General features: G+C 54.6%; 14 protein-coding genes and 4 pseudogenes. 15 read left to right on the forward strand and 3 right to left on the reverse strand.

Going from position 1 to position 17500, the window contains the following annotated elements; genetic code table 11:
- Positions 1–49: 49 nt before the first annotated feature.
- From ACYZTL_RS10585 to ACYZTL_RS10615, 7 genes and pseudogenes are all read left to right on the forward strand, one after another.
- Entirely contained in the window at positions 50–637 is a 588-nt protein-coding gene (locus ACYZTL_RS10585; protein ID WP_461951742.1) for a hypothetical protein, read from the forward strand.
- A 177-nt stretch (positions 638–814) separates the two neighbouring features.
- Positions 815–991 (forward strand): annotated as a pseudogene (locus ACYZTL_RS10590) (helix-turn-helix transcriptional regulator); the annotation flags it as partial.
- A gap of 91 nt (positions 992–1082) precedes the next feature.
- Complete coding sequence (locus ACYZTL_RS10595) at positions 1083–1475, forward strand: virulence-associated protein E (protein WP_461951743.1); 393 nt, start codon at positions 1083–1085, stop codon at positions 1473–1475.
- Complete coding sequence (locus ACYZTL_RS10600; protein ID WP_461951744.1) at positions 1472–2713, forward strand: AAA family ATPase; 1242 nt, start codon at positions 1472–1474, stop codon at positions 2711–2713. The genes ACYZTL_RS10595 and ACYZTL_RS10600 overlap by 4 nt, the downstream gene beginning before the upstream one ends.
- A gap of 2 nt (positions 2714–2715) precedes the next feature.
- On the forward strand, positions 2716–3492 hold the full coding sequence (locus ACYZTL_RS10605; RefSeq protein WP_461951745.1) for a hypothetical protein: 777 nt from the start codon (positions 2716–2718) through the stop codon (positions 3490–3492).
- Positions 3493–3518: 26 nt separating this feature from the next.
- Positions 3519–3773, forward strand: coding sequence for a hypothetical protein (locus ACYZTL_RS10610; RefSeq protein ID WP_461951746.1), 255 nt, complete (start codon positions 3519–3521; stop codon positions 3771–3773).
- 27 nt (positions 3774–3800) lie between these two features.
- A complete protein-coding gene (locus tag ACYZTL_RS10615; protein WP_461951747.1) occupies positions 3801–4406 on the forward strand; it encodes a hypothetical protein in 606 nt (201 codons plus the stop codon).
- A gap of 1607 nt (positions 4407–6013) precedes the next feature.
- On the opposite strand, the gene ACYZTL_RS10620 is transcribed toward ACYZTL_RS10615, so the two are convergent.
- Complete coding sequence (locus ACYZTL_RS10620) at positions 6014–7498, reverse strand: hypothetical protein (RefSeq protein WP_461951748.1); 1485 nt, start codon at positions 7496–7498, stop codon at positions 6014–6016.
- A gap of 1268 nt (positions 7499–8766) precedes the next feature.
- On the opposite strand from ACYZTL_RS10620, the gene ACYZTL_RS10625 reads away from it, so the two are divergent.
- From ACYZTL_RS10625 to istB, 8 genes and pseudogenes are all read left to right on the forward strand, one after another.
- Positions 8767–9735 carry a DUF932 domain-containing protein gene (locus tag ACYZTL_RS10625; RefSeq protein ID WP_461951749.1) on the forward strand — a complete coding sequence of 323 codons (969 nt, stop codon included), beginning with the start codon at positions 8767–8769 and terminating at the stop codon, positions 9733–9735.
- 80 nt (positions 9736–9815) lie between these two features.
- Positions 9816–9920, forward strand: a pseudogene (locus tag ACYZTL_RS10630) (DNA repair protein RadC); the annotation flags it as partial.
- A 461-nt stretch (positions 9921–10381) separates the two neighbouring features.
- Complete coding sequence (locus tag ACYZTL_RS10635) at positions 10382–10876, forward strand: hypothetical protein (RefSeq protein WP_461951750.1); 495 nt, start codon at positions 10382–10384, stop codon at positions 10874–10876.
- A 4-nt stretch (positions 10877–10880) separates the two neighbouring features.
- Entirely contained in the window at positions 10881–11870 is a 990-nt protein-coding gene (locus tag ACYZTL_RS10640) for a DUF1353 domain-containing protein (RefSeq protein WP_461951751.1), read from the forward strand.
- Positions 11871–12669: 799 nt separating this feature from the next.
- Positions 12670–12888 (forward strand): hypothetical protein, encoded by a 219-nt coding sequence (locus ACYZTL_RS10645; RefSeq protein WP_461951752.1) that lies wholly within the window; start codon positions 12670–12672, stop codon positions 12886–12888.
- Between the two features lie 114 nt (positions 12889–13002).
- Positions 13003–13170 (forward strand): annotated as a pseudogene (locus tag ACYZTL_RS10650) (recombinase family protein); the annotation flags it as partial.
- A gap of 110 nt (positions 13171–13280) precedes the next feature.
- Positions 13281–14780: an IS21 family transposase gene (istA, locus tag ACYZTL_RS10655; protein WP_461950425.1), complete on the forward strand. Its 1500-nt coding sequence runs from the start codon at positions 13281–13283 to the stop codon at positions 14778–14780.
- Entirely contained in the window at positions 14773–15576 is an 804-nt protein-coding gene (gene istB / locus ACYZTL_RS10660) for an IS21-like element helper ATPase IstB (RefSeq protein ID WP_461950426.1), read from the forward strand. The genes istA and istB overlap by 8 nt, the downstream gene beginning before the upstream one ends.
- Positions 15577–15721: 145 nt before the next feature.
- Here istB and ACYZTL_RS10665 read toward each other — a convergent pair.
- Together ACYZTL_RS10665 and ACYZTL_RS10670 are read right to left on the reverse strand one after the other, a co-directional pair.
- Positions 15722–16180 (reverse strand): annotated as a pseudogene (locus ACYZTL_RS10665) (DUF4411 family protein).
- Positions 16177–17313, reverse strand: a complete 1137-nt coding sequence (locus tag ACYZTL_RS10670) for an ImmA/IrrE family metallo-endopeptidase (RefSeq protein ID WP_461951753.1) — start codon at positions 17311–17313, stop codon at positions 16177–16179. The pseudogene ACYZTL_RS10665 and the gene ACYZTL_RS10670 overlap by 4 nt, the downstream one beginning before the upstream one ends.
- Positions 17314–17500: the final 187 nt, after the last annotated feature.

Here is a 17500-nt window from a genome sequence, read left to right on the forward strand (position 1 = left end):
GCGAGCACTTTCAGCCGAAATTAATGCGTTGCCGCTGGAAGCGATGAGATTGAAAGACGAATACATACCGCCAACATATAGGTCAGTCAAAGAGAGCCATGATTTAGCCGCAGAACGATTTGAGGAAATCAAAAAAAATAACGAACGCGTCGAAATTGAGGATCTAGCGCTTTTCGCAGCGAGTATGACCGAGCACCTGTCTGGGGAGGATCGAGAAAAGACCGCTGAAATGCTTGGTCGTGCCTTGGTGAATTTGACCTTGCTGCTGGAGAAGCACCCGGAAAGTGACGAATTGATTATGGGGAGCGCTACAGCAATAATTTTGGTAGGGGTCCGCGCCGTTGAAGATTTGATCTTAAAGTCTAGTGAGTCCGAGTTCAAAAAAGCGCGTCCATTCTTGGAAGCCAATAGGAAGAAGTCGATTATTGTTGAACGCGCCAAAACCATCGCAGGCCAGTTATGGCAAGTCGACACCGGGCAGGAGTACCGAGTAACGGACATGGCCAAACTAGTCATGGATATTTTGAAGCGAGAGGGAACGGCTGATCTTCCAGCCATAGGGCGCGTGGCGGACTGGATTAAACCAATAGCACCGCACTACGCCCGTTTAGCAGGTCGCCGCCGTAAAACCCCTTAACCGTATCGGATATCCCCATATCCGGCACGTTGCGGGGATTTTTGTAGCCCGTTTAAGTCATCAGTCTGCTCCCGTCTCAATCAATGGCGGGAAACAGATATGCACAACACCCAACCCCTCAAAGCAGCCAGCCGCGCGGCCAGCCTTCCGTTCGACTCCGGCACCACCATCATCCGCATGCCCGATCTGGCAGCCATTACCGGCCTTGCTCGGCCGACCATCTACAAACGCCTCAAAGACGACCCCACCTTTCCTCGTCCCGTTCAACTGAGCGACAGTAAGTCCCGTGGCGCACCCGTGGGTTTCGTTTTGTCTGAAGTCCAGGAATGGGTACGCAAACGCATTGAAATGCGTGAAGCAGTCGAAGTGAAAAAGGCTGTCAGCACCAATAAGTCCGCATGTAACGCCCTGCAGCGCTCCGACATCATCTCCGAGGAGTAATTGAATGAAGCCTGCAGACAAACTTTTGCCACTCCTCGACAAAGTTCGCCAAGTGAAACCGGGTAAGTGGACGGCTCGCTGCCCAGCACATGATGACAAGACTCCCAGCCTGCATATCACAGAGGTCGAGGACGGGAAGCTGTTGGTGAAGTGCTGGGCCGGCTGTTCGACGACCCAGATCGTTACCGCCGTCGGGCTGGAGTTGCGCGACCTGTTCCCTGATTGCGGCAGCAAGCCACGTCGATTGGGTCCGAGCCGAGCGGCCGTCGAGCGTGAGCGCGTGGTCCACCTCATTGGCCAATCCCTAATCGCCCAAGGTGCGGAACTGTCTGAAGAGGATCGCCATCGCTTCGAGCTGGCGCGTGTTCGCTTGGCATGCTTGGAGTTGAAAGCATGAATGCGAAAACAAAAGATCCCTACCGCAACCAGTGGGCGGAGCTAATGCCGCGCCAGCAGCAGACCACCACTCTCGACTTCCGTTTTGTAGCGGCCTGCAATATGCCAATCAAGCCTGTTGCCTGGCTGGTTGAAAACTATATCGAGGAAGACGCACTGACGGTGATGTATGGCCCTCCCGGTAAGGGGAAATCGTTCGTTGCCCTGGACTTGTCTTGCTGTATCGCTAGCGGCATCCCGTTCCACGGCCATGCGGTGAAACCGGGAGTTTCAATTTACATCGCAGGGGAAGGTCACAACGGTATCGCTCGGCGCTTTCACGCATGGGCGCAGCATAACGACGCTGCCTTGCCGGAACTGCTGTTCGTATCAGAAGCCCCTACGGATCTGTCCAGCGCAACCAATTCTGCAAAAGTGGCAGAAGCGGTCAAGCAGATTGCAGAAACTACTGGCGAAGCCCCGGTGCTGATTGTGATCGACACCATGGCCCGTAATTTCGGAGGCGACGAAAACAGCGCAACGGACGTTGGGCAGTTCATCCGCAATGTTGACGCACTGCGTCGGCACTGGAAGGCCACTGTCTTGATCGTCCACCACAGCGGCAAGGATGGCGAGCGAGGAGCACGCGGGTCGTCGGCGCTGAAAGGTGCTGCGGATGCCGAATACGAAGTGAGCCGCAGCGACGAAGACAAGCTGGTTCGGCTGATCCCGCGCAAGATGAAGGATGCTGAAGAGCCGCCACCGCTTGCCTTCGAACTGGTCAGCGTTCCCGTACGCGACGACAGCGGCAGCCTGATCAGCGGCGTCGCCCTGAGTCTGACTGAGTTCACCGCGTCTGCATCACCAGTGTCGGCAAACTTGGGTAAGCAGCAAAAGGCTGCGCTGGAAACGCTTGAGCAGATGCACGCGGATATTGCCGAACGCCTGAAAAGCCAAGGCCGGGAAGATCACCCGGTACACATCCCAATTGACGCTTGGAAATCGAAGTGTAAAGAAGCAGACATTCCTCGCCAGCGTTTTCACGACGTGAAGAAAACCCTGATTGATCGTCAGCAAATCCGAATCGACGGTGCGCATGTATTTCTTGTCCGTCCTGTCCTGCCGCCCTTAGGGGAGCCGGACCGGACGGACAGCCGAACGACAGTGAATACCGGACAAACCGGACGGGAACCGGACGAAAACCGGACACAGAACGGACAGCATGCCAAGTCGCCTGCAGTCGACTTTGAGGAGTTTTGATCGTGGCCGCCCTGGACTACTTGCACCGGGCCGGCCTCATCGCCGAGCTCAACGGAAATAAACTGCGCCTGCGCCCCGCTGACCGCATCACAGATGCCGACCGAATCTATGTGCGCGACCACCGCGTCGAGCTCATTGCCGAGCTGAATGCGGCTAATGATCCGCCCCTTTGCTGGCTGCACCTGCTGGAGCTGGCCGACGGGCAAGTGGTGCAAGCATGCGGCGATATCGACACCGGTATTACAAAACAAATGGCTCATCAGCAGCACGGCGATACCCTGTTGGCTGTAGTTGCAGTGCCAGGCTTCGAGCGTCCGCTCTCTGAAGCGGAGATCGTCAAGGCCCTAGCCGGCACACTCGCCACGCCATCGCCTACACCTGCTTCGTCGAGCCTCTGGCTGCCTCGTGTCGCGCGTCTGCTCGGCACCCATCCTGCTGTACTGCTGGAAGAGGGGCATTTGGAGCCGCACGACCTTGTCGAACTGGCCAGTGCGGACGTCGTGCTGGTGGCCGACATGATCCGCGACAGCCCGGCGTGGATCTACCGGCCGCAGCGGGTTGAGCAATCGGCCGAGGTCCGCGCCCCGGAGGAAGTTAAGCCACAGCCCACCATCCATACCGCCGCTACGGCGTCAAAGGCATGGCGAGAGGCTGATGCGGCACACACCAACCACCTGATGCGCTGCCGCGACTGCCATGCGGCAACGGGCCGTTACTGCGCGGCTGGTGTTGATCTGCGCCAGCGTTATAACAACACCCCGATGGAGACGAGCGAATGAGTGATGTCCCGGCAAAAAAGTTAGCAATGGCGGAGACTGAGGAACAGGCCCTCGCCCGCAATTACCTGACTCCGGAGTGCCTGAGCGCCGCATTGCTTGTCAGCAGCAACCTGCTCGGCAAGACGCCGTTCCCCAAGGCTGTCCTTGAACTGGGTCGGCAGACGCCTGCAATTAACCGCGGCGACATGAGCCGAGCAGAAGTCATGTTGGTGGCGCAAGCGCACTTTCTGGATGCTCTAATCGGCCAGAAGCGGACCATGGGTTCGCGGTATCGATACTGAATTTTCCAATTGATTTAGGTTCCAAAAATGGGCAGAGCCAAGGAAAAGAACTCGACAGACGACTACCGTTCCCTCGACATTCGGGCGCTACACCGTGCCGGGCTGCTGCGCGCTGGCTTTGCCTGCAAATGGGTGTGGAAGCGCAGTGGCGAATTGGTCGGGACAATCGGCATCGACGTCGAAAGCCTGACCCGTCTGCGCCTGCGGTATCGAGTGACAACGAATGGAGAAACCGAGTCGAAGGATTATCCCGTCCCGATCACCTGGACACCCTGCCACTTAGGGGGCAATCGAGCGTGGTTCCTGTGTCCCTGTTGTGGCCGGCGAGTCGCCAAGCTGTACTTGAGCCGCGTGTTCGCCTGCCGTCACTGTCTGCACCTCAACTACGAGAGCCAGCAGGCCAACAAGCGCGACCGTGCTGCAGATCATTCGTGGAAGCTGCGCAGCGCCCTAGGCTGCCCCGAAGGTTTCCTAACCTTTCCTGCCGAATACATCCCAAAGCCGAAGGGCATGCACTGGCGGACCTTCGAGCAAAGGGTGGAACAGCTCAAGCGTGTAGACGCCGCCGCCTGGGCCGATGCCGGGCCCATGCGAGAAAGCATCGAACGCTGGCTGGAACATGGACACTGGTGATTGAGAAGCTCAAATTCAAAGCAGCGGGGACTGTCATACCGAAACGGGAGGTCAGAACGGTTGACTGGCTAGGGGCAGACCTACCTTCCTATCCTGATCACTCTCCAATTCCTTCCGAGCTGAGCTCGAAAACGGATCAATGTAAAAAACTGATACCTGTATCACTTTGCCTACTTCAGACTTACTGCAACGGAAAAGCCTTCTCACCCTCCCCTACAAACCACTTATTTCAGTGCCATTGAATTCTTTTGCGCGTAACACTTTATGTGCACCTAAAAAACAACACTGCGATGGGGATATGACAACGCCCCTGATAGGGTCGCCCCAATGAGTGAATCACCTAAAATTTCCCAGCGCGACAATAAAAAAACATCGCAATCGGGAGCCCGCATAAAACTACCCCCCCAGAGCCGAATACTCCCGTGCTGATCGCTTTCAAAAAGAAACTGGAGCAAACGTGGTTCCAATTCAGAACCATTGAGCTGTTTCAGCAATCGTCACAAAGCGATTGGTGATTTCTCGCCCCCCTGAGGGACGTGAAAACTCATACTTTCTTAACCAGTACGAGCGTGGACCTTCGCCAGGCGGCCAAGTGAACGGGCCAGTCTATTAGCAAAAATTGGCTTGGTACTGACCATCGTTTACACCTGGCTTGACCAATACGGGGCAGTTTGTGCGAGACGTACAACCAAACTCCCCTTAAGCATCCTGTATGACTTCTCGCTTCCATCGAGGAGAAACTGGACTTGAAGTGGTTCGATTTCAGAACCAATGAAGTGATTCAGCAGTCGCGCCAAAAAGGAAATTTATGACCTCTGAAAGCCTTAGGCAAGAGTTTTGATGATTTTCGGAGCAGTACGCGCGCGACGCGCGCGCATATATCACCAACAGGTAGTTTATCCACTGAAAAGCCAACCGTGGCCGTCCTATTTTGGTCGAATAAGCACTGCCGATATAACCCTTCGTGAGAGGCAGCAACCGGCCAGAAGTGGTCATTCGAAAAGAACTGAGCCCACTTTGGAAGTTATGCAACAAGGGGGGTAATTAATGTTGCATCTGAAACATAACGGGATTTAGGCGCCATGGGGTTTGTTGGGTGGCGTGCCCCCCAGGCTCCGCGGTGCGGCTCCAAACTCGGGCGCCGGCTCACCGGCCTTCTGCCAACCTAGGTGATGGAAGGTCTAATCATCACAGGGCTCCAAGCACTAGATTCCCCATGCTGGTGTGACCAAGTGGGGCACCCGTATAACTTATGCGAGGCTGAATTGGCGGTACCAGATCACTGCCTGTTGGGCACACCTACCCGGCCGGTCGCCTTTCAGTCGGACGCCTGAGGAGGCGACATGGACGAAGACACCATTTTCAACTTCGATGATATCGGCAGCGGCATCGTCCTTACGCGCAATGGCTCAGCGCCAGATGCGGCTCCTCCAAAGTAGTACGAAGTGGACGGACATTCCCTATACCATCCTGCTTATAGAGGTGTGCCCTAGCTAGCGGTTGATGTCAGGGGGATTTTGAAACCTGCCGATGGGCAGCCGTCCGTGAGCTAATGCCTCAGCGCCTTCACCGTGTTTAAAGGTATTTTGATATATATCCTGAGTTTATTAACGTCTCCTAAGCACATGTAGTAGGTAATCCTCGGGAATGTAATCATTTCTGGAGGTCTTAACCATGCATCCTGTATTGATTCGCCAGTAGGCATCTTCAATGCCTAATACTTGCCATTTTTTTGTACAGCCCGTACTCATGTGGATGGTTATAAGGGCAAATGTAATGCCGCATGCCGCAGTAGTAATTAAGGCGATATTAAGTGGTTTAATTAACCAGGCCCTCATTGTGGTGATAGAGGGATACTTCTTGAAAAATTTTGGAGGGGGGGGCGTTCGAGCTAAATATCCGGCTAAACCTTTTATAAAATCAGGTAGAACCCGCTCAAAGTCAGCGGTGTAGCCAGGCACGTTGTCGGCCTGAAAGAAGTGCTTGCGGAAGCACCGGCCCTTGATCGCATCGCCCAATTGCTCGCGCACGGCGTCCCAGGTGTCGGTGTTGAGCATCGCCACCTCGGCCATGGCATCGACATCGGCCAGTTTTACGCCGCCTTCGGGCTTCTTCTGGATCGTCTCGAAGGCCACCACGCGCCGATTTGGCTGGCCGTTTTTCCATTTCTCCGCTTCGGCCAAGGCCTTCTTTACATTTGGCAGCTCTTTGATCTTGCGCCCGCGCTTGATCAGCAGCTTGTCGCGTAGGGTGAATTCGACCTTGGCACTGTAAATCGTCCGCTCGTTCTTGCTGAACAGGGCCTTGCTCTGCTCGCCGTTCAGGCGGTAACCGCCCTCCAGATTGTCGAACTTCGCACCGATACCTTCAACAAAGCTGTTGTAGACCGGCGGCAGGTCGCGGGTAATCCAGCCACCGCTGTACGGCTCTTTGATCAGCTTGAGCGGCAGCTGTTGCTCCTTGACCACCACCATATAATCGCCGTAACGGGCGAACGGCACATAACCGGTGCGCTTGGCTTGCTCGATTTCCTCAATGAAACGGGCCACGCCTTCCAGGCGCTCACGTTCAACGGCCGGGGTGGTCGGCTTGATCATCGCCATCACGGCGGCGGCGGCCTTGGGCGTGCCCGCCAGTTCCGGCAGGCCGAAGTCGATCAGGGTTTGATCCTTGAACTTCTCCAAGGCCTCATCGAACATCGCGCGCAGGCCGTTATAGGCCTTGATTTCATCGGCGTTGAGCTTATGCACTTCGCCCACCTGCGACAGCAGCGCATGCACGGTCTGTTTCACGCGCAAGCTCGTACCGCCCTCGGTGATCTTGACTCCGGTTGTGCTGCCCGTGTGGCCGATGCCGTCCTTCAAGGCTTTGTCGGGGTAGGTGGTGCTGTACAGGCGGCCCAGTTCGAGCACGGCATTGACCTTGGCCTTGCTCGCCTGCGAGAGCGCATCATAAGACCGCTGGCTTTGTTGCAACTCATCGATCAAGGCATCGCGCATTTCAAACTGACCGATCGCCGTGCGGTAGACCGGGTTGAACTCCTTGTGCAAAGCCCACCTAACAAGATTGATTAGCTGTCCTTGCTTGCTCATAGAAGCTCTCTAGATCGGGGGTTTTAATTCATTGGGTGGAGCAGCTTGATCAGGTAGCCATATTAGATGGTGAAGTATGGCCAGCCGATTAAAAACCTTTCTGCAACTGATCATGACGGGCGTCAGCAGGCGTCACCTTAACAATAGCGAGCTTTTTTACAGGCATTAAAATTTAAAAGCAGTAGATTGATGCGCTGTAGATGTATATGCACCTCCAGGCGAACCTCGCCGCATGAAAAAGTCGCTCGTACCACTCCCTCGCGCCTCAGCTCGCAAGCGCATTTCCGAGAACCTGAAACGTTTGCGCCACGAACAAAGACTCAGTAAAGAAAAGACTGCTGGCTCGCCAACTTCATCAGCCACGTGCCAAACCTTACAATATTCGACTCCACGCCTCTTTCTTTCACTCATGTTCTCGGTATCCCCACGAGCCCTCGGCTTGAGCAACGTCTAGTCGCGAATGCATGTCAGAGGATTCAGCCTGACAGACAGCTACGGGTCGATTCTGTTGAAAAAGTCGGCCATGGTTTCCTCGGCAGAAAAGTACGCGCCTGAGATTGAAATCTTTACTTTTGGCAGAGGCTTCCCGAGCTCAGATTTCACGTAGCAGCGTGTAAAAAAGGCGTTTTCACCGATCAATATTCGGGCCGTTTGGGCGAACCGACTTTTTCAACAGAATCGGTCGTTTGCAGCCCTTCGCGACAGGTGCATTCGTAAGCGTCCGCCCAACTCACCTTGCGCAAGTCAGGAAGGCATCCACTGCTATTTCCGCTATTAGTAGCGGAAATAGCAGTTGTGAGAGCTGTCGATTAAAAAATTTTCAGTCATACATCACTGCAATGACATCCACCGATGGAGCTCAAAACCATGTCATTGCAGTGCCCTCGCTGTCACTCCCCCCAAATCGCATCCCAGCCTTGAAGATCACTGCCGCCGTTGGCGCAGTCGGCGGTGTCGCACGCGGAGTAAGCGCCGCGTTTGCTGGCGGCCAGGCCGGCGCCTCTGTCGGCGCTGCTATTGGCGGCCCAATCGGTATCACCTTCGGCTCAGTCTCAGGAGCCATTCTCGGCGGACTCGCTGGGGGCGTGGGTGGCTGCGCCCTCGGTGCTCAGCTCGGAGAAAAACTCGATCGCCATGTATTCGCCAACAACCTCTGCCTCGTCTGCAATCATCGCTTCAACCTACTAACCTAATCCTCTTACAACACTCTTCGGCCAGTGCTGCGCAAGCGCGGCATTTATGCCGGCGCCGCCCCAAAGGACACTCCCATGGCTCATCTTGTCGAACAAATGGCATACGTTGGCGCTACCCCTTGGCATGGTTTAGGTAACCGCCTGACGCAAAAACAACCGCTGGAAGTTTGGCAGCGCGAAGCCGGCATGAACTGGCAGATTCAGGAAAGTCCTGTTCACTTTAAGGCCGACACTGTCGGCAACCTAGGCACGATCCACTCCTTTCCGGAACAGAAGGTGCTGTATCGCTCCGATACCAAGACCCCCTTGTCGGTGGTTTCCAACCGCTACCAGGTTGTGCAGCCTCGCGAGGTACTGGAGTTCTACCGAGATCTGACTGAGGTCTCTGGCTACGAGTTGGAAACAGCCGGGATACTCAAAGGTGGCCGCAAGTTCTGGGCTCTGGCCAGGACAGGGCAGACAACTGCGCTGAAGGGCAATGATCAGGTGAATGGATATCTTCTACTGGCAACCTCCTGCGACGGAACCTTGGCCACCACCGCCACCCCGACCACAGTTCGCGTGGTCTGCAACAATACCCTGACCATCTCCCTGAACGGCGCTACCCGCGCGATCAAGGTGCCGCACAACACTCGCTTTGATCCACTGGCGGTGAAAAAGCAACTCGGCATCGCCGTCTCTCAGTGGGATGAGTTTATGTACCGCATGCGCGCACTGGCTGAACGCAAGGTGCAATGGCATGAAGCCATGGGCTTCTTTATGAATGTGCTTTGCGATGTCAACCCGCACAGCCCGTTGCCGGAAGTCCTGCCGAATGAGCGAGCACTTCGTAATGTGCAAAGCCTGTACGAAGGCCAAGGTCGCGGTGCCACGTTGGAGTCGGCCCAAGGAACTGCGTGGGGCTTGCTCAACGCAGTAACGGAGTATGTCGATCACGAGCGCCGTGCACGGAGCAATGAAAACCGCATGGACTCAGCATGGTTCGGTAACGGCGCAGCCCTCAAACAACGCGCACTGAACGCAGCGATGCAACTCGCCGCCTAGCCCCCTCACCTACTCAACTATTGAAGCGCCTGGTCAGCTACTGCTGGCCGGGCATTTTTTATGCTGCACAGGAATAGCTCATGAAATATCACAAGCTCATAGCAGGTGAAACAACCGGCACCTATGTCATGGAATTACCAGTCACAGAGGCCGACATCCTGCAGATGCCGCAACAACTTGCGATGAAGCATTCGACCCAGGCCGTGTGAAAACGCATGCACTGTTTTGAAGTCTGCGTTGCTACGTAAAATCTGCCAGCGTTTGGTTAGTCGGCAGGCCTGAAATTTGCGTAGGAACGCGACTTTCAATCCGATTCTGACTGCCAAACTTGCTCTAAAACGTTTTCACACAGCCTGGGTTGATTGCAGCCCTTCGTGACAGGCAGCAATCGGCCAGAAGCAGACCGTGGACACGTTGCTACACTCCCTGATGTAGCCAATAGCCAATAGCCAATAGCCAATAGCCAATAGCCAATAGCCAATAGCCATGTTGCCTTTCCTACCCGCCTCATGTCGTGCTTCTGGCACGGCACTAAAGCAAAAGAGGGAGTTATGAATTGGCAAGGAGCGTTATCAGACACAAACGGCAGAAATAATTACGCCACTTATTTCGTTTACTTATACCTAGGCGCATAGGGAGATCAAACATGACTGACATAGGGGCTGATATAGAGATTGAGATCGCCGCAGTTCAACAGCGTGGCCAGCGCAACTATATAGCTCAGTGCGCAACTATAGTAACAACTATTCTCTGTAGCTTATGCGCCAGCCTATCAGTTGCTCTTGAATGGTTTTGGAAAGACATTCTGGCTGTGCTGAGCGCTTTACCTGCAGCAATACTGACAACATCAATTAATCTCAATTTTGAAACAAAGGTAAAGTGGTGCTTTGAAAAGTACTATGAACTAAAATCACTACTAAGCGCACTGAAACACGAAGGACTTAGTAGCACCGATGCAAGCAAAAAAGAGCAGCAATTGACTCAAGACATGAGCCGAAATGGCCAGTCTTGGAACAGAGTCGGAGTAATGCCTAACAATGCGCTAAGCTATTGGTCACTTCGTTCGCTGGACAGCCAAGAGCTGCACTTTTGCCTGCCCATTAGCTTAATCGTTAGCCCCCTTTCGAAACACAGGGAGTAATTGGATGCATAGTTATCTGAGATGTATCGAGTTTGCCTGGCCTTTAACTCTTATAATTCTTCTCGCCGCTGGAAATGCTATAGGTGCAGAGTTCGGAAACTGCAATGGGGCGATACGTGCAGAATGGCTGGAAGATGGGCGAAACATGAAGTTATTAGAAGACTACGTTTACACGGACGCACATTTGAAAGACTGGCTTGCTCCGAAAGGGTCTGTAGTCGATGGCGCTTCGGTTCCTCAAGCTTTGTGGTCGTTTATTGGAAGTCCGTTTGTGGGGCTGTATCGAAAAGCCTCTGTCACTCACGATGTTGAGTGTGAAAGGAAGACCCAAAAGTGGAGGGCAGTCCACAAAATGTTTTACGAGGCCATGAGGTGCTCTGACGTAAGTGCCCAGAGGGCAAAAATTATGTATGCGGCGGTGTATCAGTGTGGGCCGCGTTGGGGCACTGATCTTGGAGTTCGGCTTTTTCCATGTCGAGAGGAGAAAATGAGATCGTTCGTCCGGCGATGGAAAAGTTTGATCTACGATAAGCCGGACATTGAACTATCCGAACTAGAAATGCTTGATAGCAGCAACCTTGTAGAACACACAGAGGATCCGGTAGAAGCTCTTTTTAAAGCTATTGGAGGGCTCGCTACTATAGATGAGCTTGACAATGAGATTTGGATTTCGATTCTGGTTGATACAAATGTTGTTGTGGACAACCGCGTTACCGAAGTTACCAACAAAGTGAGCGCTACGCTTGGAAATATTCCAGGTATATCAATCACTATTGAAGGCCACGCAGACAGTACGGGTTCGTCAGAAATGAACTTAGCGCTTTCTCAGCGTCGGGCAGATGCTACTGCAAAGAAACTTATTGCCAAGGGCTTTGATCCATCCGCTATATCCGCCAGGGGATACGGAGAGCGCCGCCCGGTAGCTGATAACTTTACTGGTGAGGGTAGAGCCCTAGATAGACGAATTGACATCATCATTCGCGAAGAGCTTTAGTCGTATATTTGATTTTTCTGTACGGAGCAGCGAGGGCTAACAAATCGCTGCAGGTGACGCTTGATCCGCTACCCATTTTTGCTGCCGAAAAAGTTGGCGTTGACTTTTGATCAACGGCACGACATCTACCAAATCCAAGTGATCGGCTAGCCGCATCTTATTTGCTCTTGAGCGAATTCCGTCTTTCGACATCGACAAAATAGGCCAATTTTCCAGGGCAAAAAATCGAAGACGCAGTCAAAATGGATGAGTCTCTTCTGCTTGCATTTGTGAATGCCGGTCTAGGAATGAACAATGGCGGCTTTGATGGTGGTGCCATTCTCCCAACCAAGCTCTGCCAGCTGTTTCTGACGGCCGGCCTGGTGGCATAGTCCTCGTGGCCCGAGTCTGCATTGAGTGAGGACGCAAAATCAATGGACAACCTCCAGCGTCACTAGCACAGAGCTCATTGTGGCCAACGAAGAAGGTCATTTTCAGGCCTGGCATCTTTTCTGACAAAAGCAGCCGGGAAGACGCCATAACGGCACTGCGTGCTCATTTAGTACTTGCCAGTTCGGCGGCAGAACATCTGCTCTTGGCCGTGAGCTGCCCTTCTCAGAGGGCAGCTTTGGGTCGTTCACTGCCGGTCATGTTTGCTAAGGGGGCGGGTCAAATCCGGCGCAGATGGCTGGTTAGGTCGAATGCAAATGGGTGGTCAAGTCAGTGTAATTGCCCAGGCGTCAGCGGATCTGGAGAAGTGGCTCGAGCCAGCGGCGAGTTCAGCTAGTCTTCCCGCACCAGTTACTCAAGGACGATACCCATGTCAGATAACTCTGAAGCCAACATAGCCACAGCAGACGCACTCACACTGCTCCTGCACAACCAGCACGCCATATGTGCGGCCATTGAGGAGGTGACCAAGTGGCTTTCTGAGAATGGAGTGGGGAGCGTTGCCGCTAACGCAATTGCGGCCATGGAAACGCTGGACCGGAATGCTCAAGACATCACAGGCGCCATCATGCGGCTACGGCAGTTATAGGTATGCCTGAGCTGATACGCGCAAATGCGAATTTATTTGCGCTTTCCGCTTGATAAGTAACACCCATAGTGCAACAGTATTAGTAGGACACCCTAACTGATACAGGCACCCATCATGTTCATCCGCGCATACCTCCGAGCATCCACCGAAGAACAAGACGCCAGCCGCGCCCAGACCTCACTTGAGCAGTTCGCCAGCGACCATAAAAAGGTCATCGCTAGCGTGTATCTGGAGAATGCCAGCGGCGCCTCCGCAGACCGGCCCGAGTTGCTGCGTCTGTTGCCGCTGACCGAAAACTGACCCAGTAAAGGCTGTTCTGCCGACTGAAAACTGACCCAGGTGTTCAACTGCTTCTGCTCGCTTTCCGAGCAGGAGAACACAGGGTGATCAGCATGGAAATGTTGGGGAAAATTCGGCGGATGTACTTTCGCGACAAGCTGTCGCTGCATCAGATAGCCAAGCGTACCGGGCTGTCGAGAAACACCATCCGAAAATGGGTCAGAGCGCCCGAAGCAACTCAGCCGGCGTACCAGCGGTGCGCAGCCTTCAACAAACTCAGTCCATTTCACCAGACGCTGGAGCAGGCGCTCAAGGCCGATTCGTTTCGGGCAAAGCACAACCGCAGGAGCGCCAAAGCGCTCCTTGAGCTGATCAAGGCCGAGGGTTACGACGGCGGCTACAGCCAGCTCACCGCCTTCATTCGCTCGTGGCGCGGTGAGCAAGGCAAATCCTTACGTGCCTTTGTACCGTTGACGTTCGCACTCGGTGAGGCTTTTCAATTCGACTGGAGCGAAGAAGGTCTGCTGATTGGCGGCCTGTTCCGACGCATCCAGGTCTCCCACATGAAGCTGTGCGCCAGTCGCGCATTTTGGTTGGTTGCGTATCCCAGCCAAGGCCACGAGATGTTGTTCGATGCCCATACCCGCTCGTTTGGCGCGTTAGGTGGGGTGCCGCGTCGCGGCATCTACGACAACATGAAGACCGCTGTCGACAAGGTCAACAAGGGCAAGGGCCGCACGGTCAATGCCCGGTTTGCCGTGATGTGCGCGCACTACCTGTTCGACCCGGACTTCTGCAACGTGGCCTCCGGCTGGGAAAAAGGTATCGTTGAAAAGAACGTCCAAGACAGCCGACGGCGCATCTGGCTCGATGCTCAAAACTGCATGTTCCACACCTTCGAGGAACTGAATGCTTGGCTCGGCCAACGCTGCCGTGCGCTCTGGGACGAGCTGGTGCACCCGCAGTACAACGGGCTGACAGTGGCGGACGTCCTGGAGCTGGAACGCGCTGAATTGATGCCGATGCCGACCGCCTTTGATGGTTACGTCGAGCGCACCGTGCGGGTCTCCAGCACCTGCCTGATCAGCGTGGCGCGAAATCGCTACTCGGTGCCGTGTGAGCGGGTCGGCCAGTGGGTCAGCAGCCGTCTGTATCCTTCGCGGATTGTAGTCATCGCCGATGAAACGACGATTGCCAGTCACAAGCGCCTCTTTGATCGAGACCAGGTCAGCTTCGACTGGCAGCACTACATCCCGCTCATCGAACGCAAGCCCGGAGCGCTGCGCAATGGCGCTCCGTTTGCTGATCTGCCGAAGCCGTTGCAACTGCTAAAACGCGGTCTGAGGCGTCACACCAACGGTGATCGAATCATGACGCAGGTACTGGCGGCTGTTCCCATCGCCGGGCTCGATGCCGTGTTGGTGGCTGTGGAGTTGGTACTTGAATCAGGCAGCTTGAGCGCTGACCACATCCTGAATGTCCTGGCTCGACTGACATCGACAGCAGCCCCTCCGTCCGCCGAAACCAGCCTTCAACTCAAGATAGCGCCTGTCGCCAATACGGCACGCTACGACCGGCTCCGTACCACCGATGAGGAGACTCGCAATGCGTGATCTTATGGCGGAACTCAAAGAACTGCGTCTGCATGGCATGGCCAGCGCCTGGGAAGAACTGGCTTCCCAAGGAGAGGCCTCAACGACCTCGTCGAAATGGCTGCTCGAACATCTGCTTCAACAAGAACATGCAGATCGTGCCGTACGGTCTGTGAATCATCAGATGCACATGGCCAAACTCCCCATGCATCGTGATTTGGCCGGCTTCGACTTCAGCGCTTCCAGCGCTGACGCCCGCCTGGTCAGGGATCTGTCCAACCTGGAGTTCACCGATACCGCGCAAAATGTCGTGTTCATCGGCGGGCCTGGAACAGGCAAAACACACCTCGCCACCGCCTTGGCCGTGTCCGGGATCACGACGCATCACAAACGCGTGCGCTTCTACTCCACGGTGGATCTGGTCAATTTACTGGAGCGCGAAAAGTACGACGGCAAGGCAGGCCGAATCGCTCAAGGGCTGCTTCGCACAGACCTGGTGATACTCGATGAACTGGGGTATTTGCCCTTCAGCCAGAGCGGTGGTGCCCTGTTATTTCACTTGCTGTCCAAGCTGTACGAGCACACCAGCGTGGTCATCACGACCAACCTCAGCTTCTCGGAATGGTCGAGCGTGTTTGGCGACGCCAAGATGACCACGGCGTTGCTAGATCGGCTGACACACCACTGCCACATCGTCGAAACGGGCAACGAGTCCTACCGCCTGCAACACAGCAGCTTGGTCGCCCAGACGAAGATCAAATCACGTGAACGAAAGCGCAAGGACGATGATGGTGCCGAGGACGATGAGCCGTTTTGATCTGCACCAAGATACCCTGCCGCATGCCTGCATGCGGTGGGGCTTGATGCCTCGTCCACTGGGACACGACTGCTAAGCTTATCCACAATTGCTGATGCAAAAATCAGCAATCCGCCCTGGGTCAAATTTCAATCGGCAGGGTGGGTCAGTTTTCAATCAGCGCCGACAGGACGGGTTTATTTTCGCAAATATTGGGGATGATGAACTTACGTTTAGCCTCACGATTCAGCACTTCATGAATTACCAAAGTCACGCCTGTCGTCATAGCCTTTGCAATCAGCCAAGGGGCTGCTCCCGCTAAAAACTATTCCATGGCACCTATCTTCATACTCGGTGCCTGATCTGCCACTAGCCCTGCCACTTGCGCGAATGCTTCTTGGGTAACGTCATCGTTGGTGATGTGGAAGAAACCAGCGTTCTCCTTCGCTCAACCCGCCAGTTCGTCATTCCCTTAAGTTAGCTCTTCCATTACTAGGGTGACGCTGGATAAAGCCAACGCTTTATTTTTCAGCAACAACCATTGCCAAAACCCAGGACGAATAGCCATCCCGTAGTAACGATTTTTTGCCTCGATCAGCGTGTTAGGGTCGATCAAATGATTCATTCCGTGATCCTGCTGGCGAGAGTCCTTAATTTGGCAGGTTGTACGCCGAGCAAATGTCCCGCATCGCGCAGCAGCATCCGGCCACTCATTGCTTCAGTCAGCACCGCCTTGCTCAGGCGAGGGCTGTTTTTCGCGGTGGCGTTGCGGTAGTAGTCACCCGCTCCACCTTCTTTATCCTGAAAGGCCCTGAGGATCATTCGATAGTAAGCGCTGTATTGCGCCTGGCTTAGATATCCAAGATCCAATGCACGGCGACCGATCGCCAATTTACTGATGTGAAACCGAGTGGCCAGCGGAGCCAGGTTGTCTTCCCAGTTAACATCGGCGTTCCACAGGGCGCGGAATTGGGCTTCGGGAGCCAGAAACTCGCCTGCAACTGCATTGCAGAATCGTTCCTCGTCTCGACCATTCGCGGTGTTCCCGTCAGACACTCCGCTGCTACCAATCCAGATATGGGCCAGTTCGTGGAGCAAAGTGAACAGCCGGGCGGTGGGGGCGTCGGAACTGTTGATGAATACAACGGGGGCGTAGGCATTACTGATGGCAAAACCCCGAAATTCGCTCACTTCAAGTTTGCGGTGAGTGTTCCCTAGCGCAATGCCACTGCGCATAACCAAAATGCCAGCCGCTTCTGCGGCCTCGATCAAGGCACGGCTGTATTTGTCGTAATCCAATCGAGCAATGTCAGGCTTCACGCCGAGGATCCGGCGGATGTCGTCCACTACCTCGGCGACTTGAGATCGGCTGTTGAAGCGACCGACAAATGCCAACGGCTGATGCTCTTGGTTGTGCAGATACTCCAGGTACCAATCCTGCTTACGTATGGAATCCCTGACGGTGTCCAACAGTTCCAGACTAGGACGTTGAGGCGCAATCCCACCGACTGTCCGCAGATCAGGTAAAGGCAGTTGTTCGACGGGCGGCTGCTGAAGAAACAGGAAGCCAAAAGGAATGTGAGCGAGACTCGCCCACTTTTGAGCCTGAAGGAATGTTGGTTTGGTCTCGCCAGCCTCCCATTCCTGTACTCGATCAGGTTTCACTGGCAGCTTTTTAGCAACCTGCTCAGTGGAGAGACCTGCGCGCTCACGAGACCAAGTGAGCAGGCTTGGATTGACTAAGGCGGCTTGGCTCATAGGGTCGCAGGCAAGTCAGATGCGGCCGGCAAACGTTCGAGGACACAGTTGGCGACTGCATTCGACTGACGCTGGTTCCGGCTATCTGGCATTGCCTTTCTCCTTGGCGATTAAAAGTCTGGCGGTAGCGGCTACAGACTAGTCGAGAAGCGGCGCTTTCGACGTTGGAAGCGCGGGATTATGAGGT

The organism is Pseudomonas sp. LB3P81, assembly GCF_054897965.1.